General features: G+C 41.5%; 12 protein-coding genes and 1 pseudogene. 7 read left to right on the top strand and 6 right to left on the bottom strand.

Annotated features, from left to right (window positions below):
- Positions 1–88: 88 nt before the first annotated feature.
- Genes yjbM through mutY form a run of 7 tightly spaced genes read left to right on the top strand, consistent with a single transcriptional unit; the run spans position 89 to position 8,205 of the window.
- Positions 89–760, top strand: coding sequence for a GTP diphosphokinase (gene yjbM, locus ABID27_RS04745; protein ID WP_354280612.1), 672 nt, complete (start codon positions 89–91; stop codon positions 758–760).
- On the top strand, positions 744–1,562 hold the full coding sequence (locus tag ABID27_RS04740) for an NAD kinase (protein WP_253364399.1): 819 nt from the start codon (positions 744–746) through the stop codon (positions 1,560–1,562). The genes yjbM and ABID27_RS04740 overlap by 17 nt, the downstream gene beginning before the upstream one ends.
- Positions 1,562–2,473 (top strand): RluA family pseudouridine synthase, encoded by a 912-nt coding sequence (locus tag ABID27_RS04735; protein WP_354280609.1) that lies wholly within the window; start codon positions 1,562–1,564, stop codon positions 2,471–2,473. The genes ABID27_RS04740 and ABID27_RS04735 overlap by 1 nt, the downstream gene beginning before the upstream one ends.
- A gap of 51 nt (positions 2,474–2,524) precedes the next feature.
- Positions 2,525–3,511, top strand: a complete 987-nt coding sequence (gene pta / locus ABID27_RS04730; RefSeq protein ID WP_253364403.1) for a phosphate acetyltransferase — start codon at positions 2,525–2,527, stop codon at positions 3,509–3,511.
- 3 nt (positions 3,512–3,514) lie between these two features.
- Positions 3,515–5,242, top strand: coding sequence for an ABC transporter ATP-binding protein (locus ABID27_RS04725; RefSeq protein WP_354280607.1), 1,728 nt, complete (start codon positions 3,515–3,517; stop codon positions 5,240–5,242).
- On the top strand, positions 5,239–7,011 hold the full coding sequence (locus ABID27_RS04720; RefSeq protein ID WP_435533067.1) for an ABC transporter ATP-binding protein: 1,773 nt from the start codon (positions 5,239–5,241) through the stop codon (positions 7,009–7,011). The genes ABID27_RS04725 and ABID27_RS04720 overlap by 4 nt, the downstream gene beginning before the upstream one ends.
- A 45-nt stretch (positions 7,012–7,056) precedes the next feature.
- Complete coding sequence (mutY, locus tag ABID27_RS04715; RefSeq protein WP_354280605.1) at positions 7,057–8,205, top strand: A/G-specific adenine glycosylase; 1,149 nt, start codon at positions 7,057–7,059, stop codon at positions 8,203–8,205.
- A 57-nt stretch (positions 8,206–8,262) separates the two neighbouring features.
- Here mutY and ABID27_RS04710 read toward each other — a convergent pair.
- The 6 genes and pseudogenes from ABID27_RS04710 to ABID27_RS04685 form a co-directional block, all read right to left on the bottom strand.
- A pseudogene (locus ABID27_RS04710) lies at positions 8,263–9,069 on the bottom strand (phosphate ABC transporter ATPase).
- 581 nt (positions 9,070–9,650) lie between these two features.
- Complete coding sequence (locus ABID27_RS04705) at positions 9,651–11,366, bottom strand: phospho-sugar mutase (protein ID WP_354280603.1); 1,716 nt, start codon at positions 11,364–11,366, stop codon at positions 9,651–9,653.
- Positions 11,367–11,455: 89 nt separating this feature from the next.
- The gene (locus tag ABID27_RS04700) at positions 11,456–12,025 is read right to left on the bottom strand and encodes an ECF transporter S component (protein ID WP_253364421.1); all 570 of its coding nucleotides are present in this window, start codon (positions 12,023–12,025) and stop codon (positions 11,456–11,458) included.
- Between the two features lie 32 nt (positions 12,026–12,057).
- Positions 12,058–13,308, bottom strand: coding sequence for a threonine/serine exporter family protein (locus ABID27_RS04695; RefSeq protein WP_253364423.1), 1,251 nt, complete (start codon positions 13,306–13,308; stop codon positions 12,058–12,060).
- On the bottom strand, positions 13,305–13,847 hold the full coding sequence (gene coaC, locus ABID27_RS04690) for a phosphopantothenoylcysteine decarboxylase (protein WP_354280600.1): 543 nt from the start codon (positions 13,845–13,847) through the stop codon (positions 13,305–13,307). The genes ABID27_RS04695 and coaC overlap by 4 nt, the downstream gene beginning before the upstream one ends.
- Before the next feature lie 2 nt (positions 13,848–13,849).
- The gene (locus ABID27_RS04685; RefSeq protein WP_354280598.1) at positions 13,850–14,536 is read right to left on the bottom strand and encodes a phosphopantothenate--cysteine ligase; all 687 of its coding nucleotides are present in this window, start codon (positions 14,534–14,536) and stop codon (positions 13,850–13,852) included.
- Positions 14,537–14,563: the final 27 nt, after the last annotated feature.

The raw sequence follows: 14,563 nt of genomic DNA, 5'->3' as shown, positions 1-14,563 counted from the left end.
GGAAATGCCTTTCATATGATATAATAGTCTTTGTTATTCTATACGAAAAATGAAATTTTTACAAGAAGAGAATTCGAAGGGAGAATAGATGGAGTTGGACTGGGAAGAATTTTTAGATCCCTATATTCAAACAGTAGGCGAGCTAAAAATTAAGTTACGTGGGATTCGGAAGCAGTATCGCAAGGCGAATCGTCATTCACCAATTGAGTTTGTAACAGGTCGTGTTAAGCCGATTGAATCCATCAAGGAAAAGATGGTTTTACGCCACATCAAGGAAGAAAATCTAGCTCGAGACATGCAGGATATTGCCGGCGTGCGGGTCATGGTGCAGTTCGTTGATGACGTGGAAGAAGTTTTGGAAATTATTCGCCAGCGCAAGGATATGCAGATTGTTCATGAACGCGATTATATTACCAACATGAAGACTTCAGGTTATCGTTCCTACCATGTGGTGATCGAGTATCCAGTTGATACTATCAATGGAAATAAAATCGTTTTGGCAGAGATTCAAATTCGGACCTTGTCCATGAATTTTTGGGCAACAATTGAACATTCGCTCAATTACAAGTACAAGGGGAATTTCCCGGAAGAAATCAAAAAGCGCCTAGAAGTAACTGCGAAAATTGCCTATCAATTAGACGAAGAAATGCGGAAAATCCGCGACGATATTCAAGAAGCACAAGCTCTTTTTGATCCTGCTCACCGCAAATTAAATGACGGTGTTGGAAATAGTGATGATACAGATGAAGAATACAGATAGAAAAAAAATTGCCCTGCTCAGTAGCAGAAACCCGAAAAGTGAAGCTGTTTCCAAGGAATTATGGAATAAATTAAAAGATGCGAATTTTATCATGACACCTAAAAATCCGGATATCGTTATTTCGATTGGTGGAGATGGTATGCTCTTGTCCGCTTTTCATAAATATGAAAATATTCTTGATAAAGTCCGTTTTGTAGGTGTTCATACAGGGCATCTTGGTTTTTACACGGACTATCGTAATTTTGAGATTGATGAATTGGTCGAGAATTTGAAGTTGGATACAGGTGCCAAAGTGTCGTACCCTATCCTCAATGTGAAAATTCGGATGATTGATGGGCGTGTTGTGACTGCTCGCGCATTGAACGAAGCGACGATTAAGCGCTTGTCCAAGACAATGGTGGCAGATATCCATATCAATGGGGTGCCTTTTGAGCGATTCCGTGGCGATGGAATTGCAGTTTCTACGCCAACAGGTTCAACAGCCTACAACAAATCACTTGGCGGTGCCGTCTTACATCCGACTATTGAAGCCTTGCAAATTGCAGAAGTAGCTAGCCTAAACAATCGTGTCTATCGGACACTGGGTTCTTCGATTGTAGTGCCTAAAAAAGATAAAATTATCATCGACCCGCAACACGATGACCGTTATTCAATCGCTATTGATAACCGTACCTTTGTCTACGATAATATTGAACAAATTGATTATCAAATTGACAACCATAAAATCAATTTCGTAGCTACTCCTCGCCACACCAGTTTCTGGAATCGCGTCAAGGATGCTTTTATTGGAGAGGTGGAATAATGCGATTTGAATTTATTGTTGATCAGCGGATGAAGGTCAAAAATCTCTTGAAAAAGCATGATATTTCTAAGTCACTTCTAGCAAAAATCAAGTTTGCTGGGGGGGATATTCAGGTGAATGGCGTTCGGCAGAATGCCATTTTCCTTGTAGAAATTGGAGACCGTGTTACCATTGACATTCCCAGCGAAGAAGATGTGACTGGGAGTTTAGCACCTGTTGATGTTCCTTTGGATATTGTCTATGAAGACGAGCATTTTATGATTATTGAAAAGCCCTATGGTGTGGCTTCTATTCCGAGTAGTTTGCATTCAAATACCATCGCAAACTTTGTCAAGGCTTATTATTTGCAGCAGAACTACGAAAATAAGCGGGTCCACATCGTGACTCGCTTGGATAAGGATACCTCAGGCCTCATGCTTTTTGCCAAGCATGGCTATGCCCATGCTCGCCTTGATAAACAACTACAAGCAAAGCAAATCCATAAACGCTACTATGCTTTAGTGCGTGGAGCGGGACATTTTGAGGAAACAGGGGATATCATTGCTCCCATTGGACGTCCAGATGATAGCATCATCACTCGAGGTGTGACAAAATCGGGCAAGTATGCTCATACTTCTTATAAGGTTGTACAATCCTGGGGAGATGTGTATTTGGTGGATATCCAGCTCCATACAGGACGGACCCACCAAATTCGAGTGCATTTTGCCCATATCGGTTTTCCGCTTTTAGGAGATGACCTCTACGGTGGAAGCTTGGATTATGGAATTGAGCGGCAGGCTTTGCATTGTCATCGGTTGGAATTTTTCAATCCTTTTTCAGAAAAAAACTTGGTGCTCAAAAGTACACTACCAGCTGATTTTAAAGCAATTATAGATTCTTTTCAGAAAGAAGATGAAGCATTTGACAAATAGGATTCAAAGCGTTATCATTATCAAGAAATGAATAATAATTTGAGGTATAAAATGGAAATTCGGAACTTATTTGGTGAATTGAAGCATAAAATCGTCGGCAAAAAACTTCGTATTGTTTTCCCAGAGGGAACAGATGAGCGTGTTGTTCGTGCGGCTGCTCGTTTGAAATTTGAAGGTTTGGCTGAGCCAATTATCTTGGGTGTACCAGAAGAAGTACACACTTTGTTGACAGAATTTGGTTTCTCAAACCCAGGTATCACTGTTATCAATCCAAACGATTATGCTAATTTTGAAACAATGAAGCAAGAATTCGTTAGCCTTCGTAAAGGTAAAGTGGACGAAGCACAAGCAGATACTATTTTGCGTGATGTCAACTACTTTGGTGTTATGTTGGTGCAAATGGGCTTGGCTGAAGGTATGGTTTCAGGTGCGGCTCACTCAACAGCAGATACTGTTCGTCCTGCCCTTCAAATTATCAAAACAAAACCAGGTGTGAAACGTACTTCAGGTGTCTTCCTCATGGTTAAAGATGAGCACAAATACATCTTTGGTGACTGTGCCATCAATATTGATCCAGATGCAGAAACATTGGCTGAAATTGCAATCAACTCAGCAGCGACTGCAGAAACATTTGGTATCGACCCTAAAGTTGCTATGATTTCTTATTCAACAAAAGGTTCAGGTTCAGGCCCGCACGTTGATAAAGTTGTAGAAGCAACTCGTATCGCAAACGAACTTCGCCCAGATCTTTTGATTGACGGTGAATTGCAAATGGATGCTGCTCTTGAGCCAAACACTGCTCGTTTGAAAGCACCAAACAGCCCAGTTGCAGGTCAAGCTAATGTATTTATCTTCCCAGCTATTGAAGCAGGAAACATCGCTTACAAGATTGCAGAACGTTTGGGTGGCTTTGATGCGGTAGGTCCAGTTCTCCAAGGATTGAACAAACCAGTTAATGACTTGTCTCGTGGCTGTAGTTCAGAAGATGTATACAAATTGGGGATTATCACTGCAGCACAAGCAGTTGATGCGTTTTAAAATATGAAATCATTATTGCGTTATTTCAAAGGTTATGTCAAGGAAGCCAGTCTTGCTCCCTTGTTTAAGCTACTCGAAGCTTGTTTTGAGTTGTTTGTCCCTTTGGTGATTGCGGCAATTGTTGATCAGATTATTCCACATGGCAATCAGGGAAACTTGGTTGCCATGGTTTTATTATTGATGGGATTAGCAGTTGTTGGAGTTGTCGTTGCCTTGATTGCCCAGTATTATTCGGCAAAGGCGGCGGTAGGCTATACAAAACAATTAACTCAAGAACTTTATAAGAAAGTACTTTCTCTTCCAAAAGCCAATCAAGACCAGCTGTCCACCTCTAGTCTTTTGACTCGGTTGACCAGTGATAGCTTGCAGATTCAGACTGGAATCAATACCTTCCTTCGCCTCTTTCTGCGTGCTCCAATTGTTGTATTTGGAGCTCTCTTGATGGCTTTTCGGATTAGTCCACGCTTGTCTATCTTATTTGTGGTGATGATTGCCATTTTATTTGCCATCGTTATCGTGATTTCGCGGATTTCTTCTCGTTATTTTGCTACGATTCGTCTTGGACTGGATCAGTTGGTCAAATCTGTACGTGAAAATAGTTTGGGTATGCGTGTAATTCGTGCTTTCGGCCAACGAAATCGGGAAATTGCAGGTTTCACGGAGAAAAATACTTCTTATCAACATTTGCAAGTTCAAGCAGGATACTGGTCTGCCTTGCTGACACCGGCAACTTACTTGGTGGTCAATCTGACCTTGGTTGTCTTGATTTGGAAGGGCCAAATCTCTATCGCAGCAAATGCTTTGGAAGTTGGTATGTTGGTTGCTTTGATCAATTATCTCTTGCAGATACTGGTCGAGTTGGTCAAGCTGGTTATGGTTGTTACTGCTTTAAATCAGACCTTTATCAGTGCCCAACGAGTTCAGGAAATCTTTGAGCAGGATTCAGAGGATTTAGAAGCTATCTTGGAGCGGGAAAAGAGCACAATACCTGGGCAGGCAATTCTTGTCCAAAAAGCAACTTTTACCTACCCAACAGCCGTAGAGCCGTCTTTGGAAAATATAGATTTTTCTTTGCAAGCGAGCGACTTTTTCGGTATTATCGGAGGAACTGGCTCTGGTAAATCTAGTCTAATTCAACTATTGCTGCGTTTTTATCAACCAGATACAGGTAGAATTACTGTCTACAAAGATGATTATAGCCCTCAGAATCTGAAAAATTGGCGAGAATTATTTGCCTTTGTTCCTCAAAAAGCCCAATTATTCAGCGGCAGTATCGCTTCGAATCTGACCTTGGGATTGTCAGATGTTTCTCAAGAGAAGATGTGGTGGGCTCTGACCATTGCACAAGCCAAGGAATTTGTGGTCGAAAAAGGCGGTCTAGATGCAAGAGTAGAAGCCTTTGGGCAGAATTTTTCAGGCGGACAGCGGCAGCGATTAACCATTGCCAGAGCTATTTTACAAGAAGCCCCAATCTTGGTCTTGGACGATTCGACATCGGCTTTGGATTATCTGACAGAAAGTCGTTTGTTGACAACTATTCGTCACGAGTTGCCTTCTCAGACCTTGATCATGATTTCGCAGCGGACCAATAGTTTGCGTCACGCCAATCAGATTTTAGTCTTAGACCAAGGACAGCAGGCTGGCCTTGGTCGACATGAAGAATTGCTCGAGAATTGCCCTGTATACCAAGAAATCCATCATTCTCAGCAAAATAAAGGAGGTGCGTCATGAGAAAAAAAGAGACGAAACCAATCCTTGGAAAATTACTGAAATTGATGACCAAATACCCTCTCCGACTTGGGCTTATCTTGCTAGGAACGCTTGTCCAAGTGCTGCTAACAGTCTATCTTCCCATCCTAATGGGGCAGGCTATTGATACCATATTGGCCGGTCAAGGACTAGCTCCTGTTATGGTTATTCTATGGAAAATGCTAGCAGTAGTAGCCGGCAATACTCTTATCCAGTGGGTAATCCCTCTACTGACCAATCAAATTATCTACGCCGTCATGGCAGACTTACGCCAGCAAGTTTTTGAGAAACTACACCAATTACCACTTAGCTACCTAGACCGTCAAAGTATTGGCGATATAGTTGCTCGGATTTCTTCAGACAGTGAACAGCTGACAAATGGTTTGGTCATGATTTTTAATCAATTTTTAGTTGGCATTTTAACCATTCTCTTTACCATTATCACAATGGCCCAGCTGGATAGCTTGATGATGCTTATCGTTGTAGCTCTGACTCCGCTCTCTCTCTTTATGGCTCGATTTATTGCCAAAAAAAGTTACCTTTATTATCGTCAGCAAACTCAGTCGCGTGGGGAGCAAACGACTTATCTGGAAGAAAGCATGGGAAATCTTTCCTTGATTCAGGCTTTCAATGCGCAAGAGCAATCTACAGCTGATTTTGAAGTTGTAAATCAACAGTATGCACAGCATTCCCAACGAGCGATCTTTGCCTCATCGACTATTAATCCAACGACTCGATTTGTCAATGCGACAATTTATGCCTTATTGACGGGTCTGGGGGCATGGCGGATTATGCAGGGGACTTTTACGGTCGGTTCTTTGACGACCTTCCTCAACTACGTCAATCAGTACACCAAGCCTTTTAATGACATTTCCTCGGTTTTATCCGAGTTACAAAGTGCCATGGCTTGTGCAGAACGCCTGTTTGATATTTTGGAGCAGCCTTCCATTCAGGAAAATAATGTCAAGGAACTGCAATTTTCAGATGTAGAGGGAGCTTTTGATTTTGAAAATGTCGCCTTTTCATACGATGCTAAAAAATCCTTGATTGAAGACCTCAACCTCACTATCCCTTCTGGGAGCACAGTAGCCATCGTAGGACCAACGGGCGCAGGTAAATCAACCTTGATTAACCTCCTCATGCGATTTTATGATACCAATCAAGGGAGAATCTTGATAGATGGCAATTCAATTACAGACTATAGTCGGGACTCGCTTCGCCGTCAAATTGGTATGGTGCTCCAAGAAACGTGGCTTAAAACAGCTACCATTCATGAAAATATCGCCTACGGTTATCCAAATGCAACCCGAGAATTAGTCGTGGAAGCAGCCAAAGCAGCCAATGCTGATTTCTTTATTCGCCAATTACCAAACGGATATGACACCTATCTAGCCGATGCAGGCGAGTCGCTCTCTCAAGGGCAACGACAATTGCTGGCTATTGCACGTATCTTTGTCAAAGTGCCGAAAATTCTAATCCTAGATGAAGCGACGTCTTCCATTGATACACGGACGGAAGTCTACATCCAAGAAGCCTTTGATAAACTGATGGACGGGCGGACTAGTTTCATCATTGCTCACCGTCTGTCAACCATTCAGTCAGCTGACATCATTTTGGTTATGGTCGACGGCAAGATTGTTGAACAAGGCAATCACGATAGCCTGATGGCAAGCAAGGGATTCTATTACCAAATGGTCCAAAGTCAGGGAACAATTCAACTGTGCGGGGGTGGGAAGACGAACTCTTTTTGATTAGTCAGAGTTCTTTCCCACTCCCTTTTATGATATACTGGATATATGTTAGATTTGAATGAGTATGGAATTGAGATGTGGCCGAATGAGAAGATTCGAGCTTTTCGTAAGGCTTTGTTGGACTGGTATGATGCCAACAAGCGTGACCTACCTTGGCGTAGAACTTCAGATCCCTATGCTATTTGGGTATCAGAAATAATGCTGCAACAGACGCGTGTAGATACTGTCATTCCCTATTACGAAAGTTTTTTGTATCGCTTGCCGACCATTTCGGACTTGGCAGCAGCAGATGAAGAAACCCTCCTCAAAGTCTGGGAGGGACTGGGATACTATTCTCGTGTGCGCAATATGCGGACAGCGGCTCAACAGATGATGGAGCATTTTGATGGACAATTTCCCACTACCTACCAAGAAATTACAAGCTTAAAAGGAATTGGTCCCTACACTGCGGGAGCTATTTCCAGTATTGCTTTTAATTTACCTGAGCCTGCGGTGGATGGCAATGTTATGCGGGTGCTAAGTCGTCTTTTTGAGGTCAATTATGATATCGGTGTTCCTAGCAATCGAAAAATTTTCCAAGCTATGATGGAGATTTTGATTGACCCTGAACGTCCGGGAGACTTTAATCAGGCTCTGATGGACTTAGGTTCTGACATTGAATCACCTGTTAATCCACGTCCAGAGGATAGCCCGGTTAAGGAGTTTAGCGCAGCTTATTTGCACGGAACCATGGACAAATATCCGATCAAAGCTCCTAAGAAGAAGCCGACGCCCGTCTATTATCAGGCCTATATCATCCGCAATCAGGCTAACCAATTTTTACTTGAAAAAAATACAGATGCAGGCCTCTTATCTGGTTTTTGGTCTTTTCCCTTGATTGAAAAATCTTCTTCCAGCACAAAAGAAATCAATCTTTTTGAAGTCGTAGAAGTAGTGGATATCTTGGGTTTATTTGAAAAAAATTACGGACAGAAAGTTCAATGGCTGGAGCAAGAATTTCAACCGGTTCAACATATTTTTAGTCACCGAAAATGGCAAGTTGACTTGGTTGAAGGCATTGTGGAAGAAGACAAGGTGGATAAGGACCGCGAGTTACGTTGGGTTTCCGTCGAAGATTTTCATGCCTACCCCTTTGCCAAACCCCAGCAAAAAATGTGGGATTCCTATCTCAAGGGCAAAGCAAAACACAAATAAAATAAAAACAGCAGAATTGTGATAGACAAACTGCTGTTTTCTTGTTTATAAATCATTCTACTCAGTGACGGTTTGATAAACTTTTTTAGTCCAATTTTTTAATCCATCCCCATCATACTTCAGATATACTACTCTTGATTTGAGTGAATTTGGAACTATATTTTCAAATTCTGATCTATTTTACTCTGGAATCACACAGATAAATAATAAGCCATCTAAGTCCACCTTATCTTTGATTTTAACAGGATGGTAACCATCAAAGATAAAGTTGGGCTCCTTCGCTAAATTTTCATAGAGAAAATGAAAGCTGACTCCCGGCACAAACAACTCATTGAGATCGTTTTCCGTAGGTGCTCGATGGAGTAAGCGTTCCATTGCAAGCCTGTATCCAGATGTTACATTTGACCAGGCAAACATAATATAGTCAAAGTAATCTGCAGGATCGCTGGCTGCATTCCGAGAATCCATTACCAAATCAGTACTAGATTTTTTCAACGCTTGCACCGCAGACAATAGCTTGCCATCAGTAAAAATCTGTTTAGCTGTATCGATAGTAGTTGTGTGACTGACAAAATCCGATACTAAACAAAGGCCTTCCTCAGTATAAATCGCACTTGATTCTTTGGAGAATGGGAAAAAGGGATATTCAGGAGTATCCTGCGCGACATAGTCGGTTATCTTCTCCAAAAGTAATTTATTATTGCAAATAATCTCGGTCTTTCGATGATAGTACTTTTCATAGGCAATAAATTTACTTATCCTATCAAATTCTGCCGGATGAATCGTCGGATAATCCTGTAAAGCTATAAAATAAGTCCCACCCCACTGGATTGTGTAGTTTCCATTTGTAATTTCGATGTTCATGTCTTGTCTCTCATATGATTATTTTTACCTGATATTAGTTTATTATTTTTTTACCAAAATTGCACACAAAAACTTGAAAGCGTTTTAAAAAAGAGATATAATGTAAGCGAAATGAGGGAGGTGCCCTCATAGGTATTACTTTTCACTCCTTGGTTTTCTGGTCGGTGCTCATCATTGTAGATTTTGGAGGAAAATATCTAGAGTAGATGATGATAGGCGAGAAAACCTTTGCTTTAAAGGAAGGTTTGTTCTCTAGTGCTCAACTAAAATTCATTTATCTATTGTTTATCATCACTTTATTAGCCTTGCTACCCTACTACATCATAAGAAAGGCTAATGCGCTCAAGTAGGCTTTACTAGGTCTATTGTTGGTATTCAAAAAAATTTGATTGACAGTTACGACTTATTTTAATCATTCATATTTTAGAGTAGGAAAGTTAGATTAGGGGTAGCTAAATACAATTTTAATTATTTATCTTGTTATAGAGAATGAACCTTCCCATTTAGAAATCCCAAAGAGGCGAAAGTCTCTTTTTTTGTGACTTATCCATCAAAAAAACCACCAAGTGGTGGTTTTCATTTTATCCAACAAATTCGTTGATTTCTTTTTCAATAGTTGCGATTTTTGTTTCAGCTTCCTCAAGTGTATCGCCAACTGTTGCAATGTAGAATTTGATTTTTGGTTCTGTACCTGAAGGGCGGACTGCAAACCAAGAATCATCTGAAAGTGTGTACTTGAGAACGTTACTTGGTGGTGTAGTAAGGCTAGTAACGCCTTGAGCAGAAGTAGCAGTTTGTTCCAAGAAGTCTTCTGTCAATGCAATTTCAGTTTGGTTAAATTGTTTTGGTGCATTACCACGGAATTTATCCATGATTTTCTTGATTTCAGCTGCACCGTCCATACCTGAAAGGGTCACAGAAATTGTCTTTTCAGCAAAGTAGCCGTATTCTTTGAAGATTTCGTCAATACCATCAGCCAATGTCAAACCACGAGAACGGTAGTAAGCAGCAATTTCAGCTACTAAGAGAACAGCTTGGATGGCATCTTTGTCACGGACAAATGGTTTAATCAGGTAGCCAAAGCTTTCTTCAAAACCAAACATGTAGGTGTGACTATTTGTATCTTCAAACTCTTGAATTTTTTCAGCGATAAATTTGAAGCCAGTCAAGACGTTAAACATGGTTGCGCCGTAACTTTCAGCAATCTTCGTCACTAATTCAGTTGAAACGATAGATTTGCAGACAGCTGCATTTTCTGGAAGAGTACCTGCTTGTTTGTGGGCTTCTAAAATGTATTTGGCCAAGAGTGCACCGATTTGGTTACCAGAGAGGTTCCAGTAAGAACCGTCTGCTTGGCGGATTTCAACACCGACACGGTCAGCATCAGGGTCAGTTGCTAGAAGGACATCGGCGTCTACTTGACGGCCAAGTTCTTCTGCCATTGCAAATGCTGCCTGGCTTTCTGGGTTTGGAGAAGCAACAGTTGAGAAATCTGGGTCAGCAGTAGCTTGCGCTTCAACCATTTGAACAGATTCAAAGCCAGCTTGTGCCAAAGCACGACGAGTCAACATTTCGCCTGTACCATGAAGTGGTGTGTAGACAATCTTCATATCACGGCCAAATTCTTTAATCAAGTCAGGATTGATGGTGATAGATTTGAGTTCTTCTAAGTAGAGGGCGTCAGTTTCTTCGCCCAAGACTTTGATAAGGCCAGATTCTTTTGCAGTTTCAAGGTCAGCTAAAACAACTTCAAATGGATTGTCAATCGCACGAATGTAGTCTGTCAAGGCATCTGCATCTGCTGGCGGCATTTGTCCACCGTCTTCACCGTAGACCTTGTAGCCGTTAAACTCTTTTGGATTGTGACTTGCAGTAACCATGATACCTGCAACAGCATTGTAGTGACGCACTGCAAATGATAATTCAGGTGTTGGACGTAGGCTTTCAAAGACATAGGATTGGATGCCGTGAGCTGCCAAGACTTGAGCAGATTCAAAAGCAAACTCTGGTGAGAAGTGACGTGAGTCGTAGGCAATAGCCACACCACGTTTTTTAGCTTCCTCACCTTTAGACTCAACTAATTTTGCCAAGCCTTCTGTTGCTTGACGAACGACGTAAATATTGATGCGGTTGGTACCAGCACCGATATAGCCACGCATACCTGCTGTACCAAATTCAAGATTTGTGTAGAAGGCATCTTCTTTTGTCTTTTCGTCCATAGCCAGTAAGTCCTCGCGGAGGTAATCTGGTAAATCTGCGACGTCAAGCCATTTTTGGTAATTTTCTGTATAGGTCATGTATTTCTCCTTTTTGAAAATATCTTGTTAATCGCTTTCATTATAACATTTTCAAAAGAAAAAAGCACGCTCTCACGTGACTTATTTCCTTATTTTTTTAGTTTTAACATATTTGGCACGATGGCAAGGGTCAAAGCTGCTGAAATCACCATTTCTGCAATAGCATTTGTGCCGATAATTCCTGCCAACATCAGTTGGATATTGCCATTGTAGACGGATGAAAAGAGGATAAAAATTCCACCGAGTACAAAAACAGTATTGGTCATAGAACCAATGGCACCTGCAAGAAGAAGTCCACCTTTATTTTTAAGCATTTTATAGGTGAAGTAAGGGGTAATCCCAATTAAAACGCGAGGCACAACTGCAATAACGAGTGACCAGAAATTCCCATTTGGGACAAAAGGGGTGAAAAGATAGCTCGTCGGTAAAAACAAGATTGTATTTGTGACCATACTAATCACTCCCATAAGTCCACCCAATGTAGCGCCGATACGCGGTCCATAAAGAATAGAAGCAATAATCACCGGTACATGCACCAGGGTTGGCTTGATAGGAAATGGTAGTAGGTTAAAAATAACCGAGCTCAACAGATGGATAACCAACATAACTGCAAAGAAAATGGCAATAGTAGCTACTTGATTTGATTTATTTTGTTTCACAATATACTCCTTAAAATGAAGATAAACAGGTCTTACCCTTGTTTTTGGGCAAAAAAGCGGGGATAATTTGTCGAAAATTGCTGCACAATGCCGATAGCAATAGCGATTGTAAAGGCTGTGATGAAGCTGATGCGCAAATATTCTACAGCCAAAGTATCTGCACCAGTCAATACGAAATAAACAGCCCGGTAGAAGCTCAATCCAGGAATAAGCGGAAAAATGCTAGTAGATAAAAATAAAGTCATCGGGCATTTTTTACGCACAGCCAACCAACGGGAACAAAAGGCCACCATCAGACTGGAAAAAAAGACGGCCAGGGCATCTATGTGATGGTACTCAAAGATAAGCAAATAGACCAGCCAAGAAAGACCGCTTAAGATACCGATGTAGACTAGATAACGCTTGGGAACGTGGTAAAGTAGGGCAAATGCGACTGTACCAACTGCAGCTGTTAGGGCACGAATCACAAAATCCATTGGAGTTGCAATCGTGCTAGTAAATGCTGCGGTCATCTGCTCAGCAAAAGGAAGAGCTTCAAGCACGGTCACCACACCAACGGAAAGTGAAATACAAGATAACAAGGCAGACATGAGTAAGGTCAACCCCGTCGAATAATTGTTTTGAGAAAATTCACGGATAGAATTGACAAAAAATGCTCCTGGTATCAAGGTCATCAGTGCACCTAGTACAATTGGTCCCAAGTGCTGTCCGACATGCAAATAAAGCAATAAACTGGCAGAAAGCGTGATAACCGCACTTCCGATAATGGTATGAATAAATCCAGCATGAATTTTGGGAGAGATGAGATGATAGACAAGCCCTAAAATCAATCCTGTCATGGCAGATGCAAGTGCGTCGAGAAAACCACTTCCAAGCGCCATTGAAAATCCACCTGCACCCAAGAAATAGGCAAATAAAGTCAGTAACAAAGACTGTTTTGGAAAATGTTCAATCCTGTCTAACCGCTGTGAAATATCCTCTAAGTCAGATACCTCTCCTTTGACGATTTGGCGTGATAGAGCATTAACCGCTTCTAATTTCCCCATATGGATGGATACGTCTTTTGTAGTATAGGCCTTACCTAGATGATTGTCTTCCTTGTCCAAACCAGAAGTGATGATTCCTTGATTGACCACATAAGTTTCAAAATTTTGGATGCCAAGTCGAGCCGCAATCCGTTTCATGGTATCTTCGATACGGTAGATTTCAGCGCCGCTTTCCATGAGCAATTCTCCTACCCAAACGACAACTTCCATCGCAGTGGTTTCGGTTTTAATTCTCATTTTTGACATCGTTGTTGAACCTCGTATAGGATGGTATCGATTGTCGCTAAAGCTCCCGTCCCAAAGTCGCCACAAGCCAGCAAGGATTCGCGTGGCTTAATTTCTTCAAAGCCATAAGAGCGAAGTAGCTGTAGATTGTGTTGACTTGCAGGATTAAGGTACATGTTGGTGTTCATAGCAGGGGCAATTAATTTTGGGACACCCATTGGCAAAGCCAAGGCGACCGCTGTCACAATGTTATCTGCCATCCCATGGGCCAATTTGGCTAAGGTATTGGCAGACAAAGGTGCAACTAAAAACAAATCTGTATTTTTTGCTAAGTCAATATGCTTGATAGAAGACGGGTCTTCTTCTTTCATGATATCAGTATGAACTGGATTTTTTGTTAAAGACTGTAGAGTAAGTGGGCTGATAAATTGTGTGGCTGACCGGCTCATCAGTACAGTAACCTCATGCCCTAACTTGGTCAATTCATTACTTAAATCAGCTGCCTTATAGGCCGAAATCGATCCCGTTACAGCTAGTGTGATGCGTGCCATGATTACCTCTTTTCTAAGACGAGCTTGAGGAGGAGTTGAGCGATTTCTTCTTTTGTTGAAGCCAGCTGCTCAGTTTCTTTATCAACTAAAAATGCCTTGTGACCTTCCGAATTGATGTCTCGTAAATCATTAGCAACGATATAGTCAGCCTTATTTTTCGCCAGACTCTCACGCGTCACAGCAAATAATTCTTCTTTGCTGACATCCACTAGTAACTTGAAACCAATCAGCTGAATGGCTGGATTCCATTCCTTGACTTTCGAGATGACCTTTGGTGTTTTTTTGAGAAACAGAACTTGATAGTCGTTTTGAGAAGAAATCTTGGTTTCTGTATTGGATTTGGTCAGTAAATCACGAATCTTGTTCGTCTGCTCGACTTCATCCAGACCAGTCATGTAGACTGGTGTGTAGTCAGATACAGCCATGCTATGAATGAGCACATCATGTTCTTTGACAAGTGGCTCGAGACTACTTTGTAGACTTTCCACATTGGAGATTTCTACTATATGAAGAAGTGGGTGTGGCTGCGGTTTGACGGCATGCTTGGTAGTGACCAAGGTGACAGGGAAATTTGTCTCTAGAAATGTCTCAGCAATGATCTTCCCAAGCTGGCCTGTTGAATGATTTGTAATGGCGCGAACCTGGTCGATGGATTCGTTTGTTCCGCCTGAAGTAATCAAAATTTTCATGTTCTTATTGTACAAGAATTTATGATT

Source organism: Streptococcus gallinaceus (genome assembly GCF_040545695.1).
GTDB classification, from domain to species: domain Bacteria; phylum Bacillota; class Bacilli; order Lactobacillales; family Streptococcaceae; genus Streptococcus; species Streptococcus gallinaceus.
This window is presented reverse-complemented; position numbering and strand designations above follow the sequence as displayed.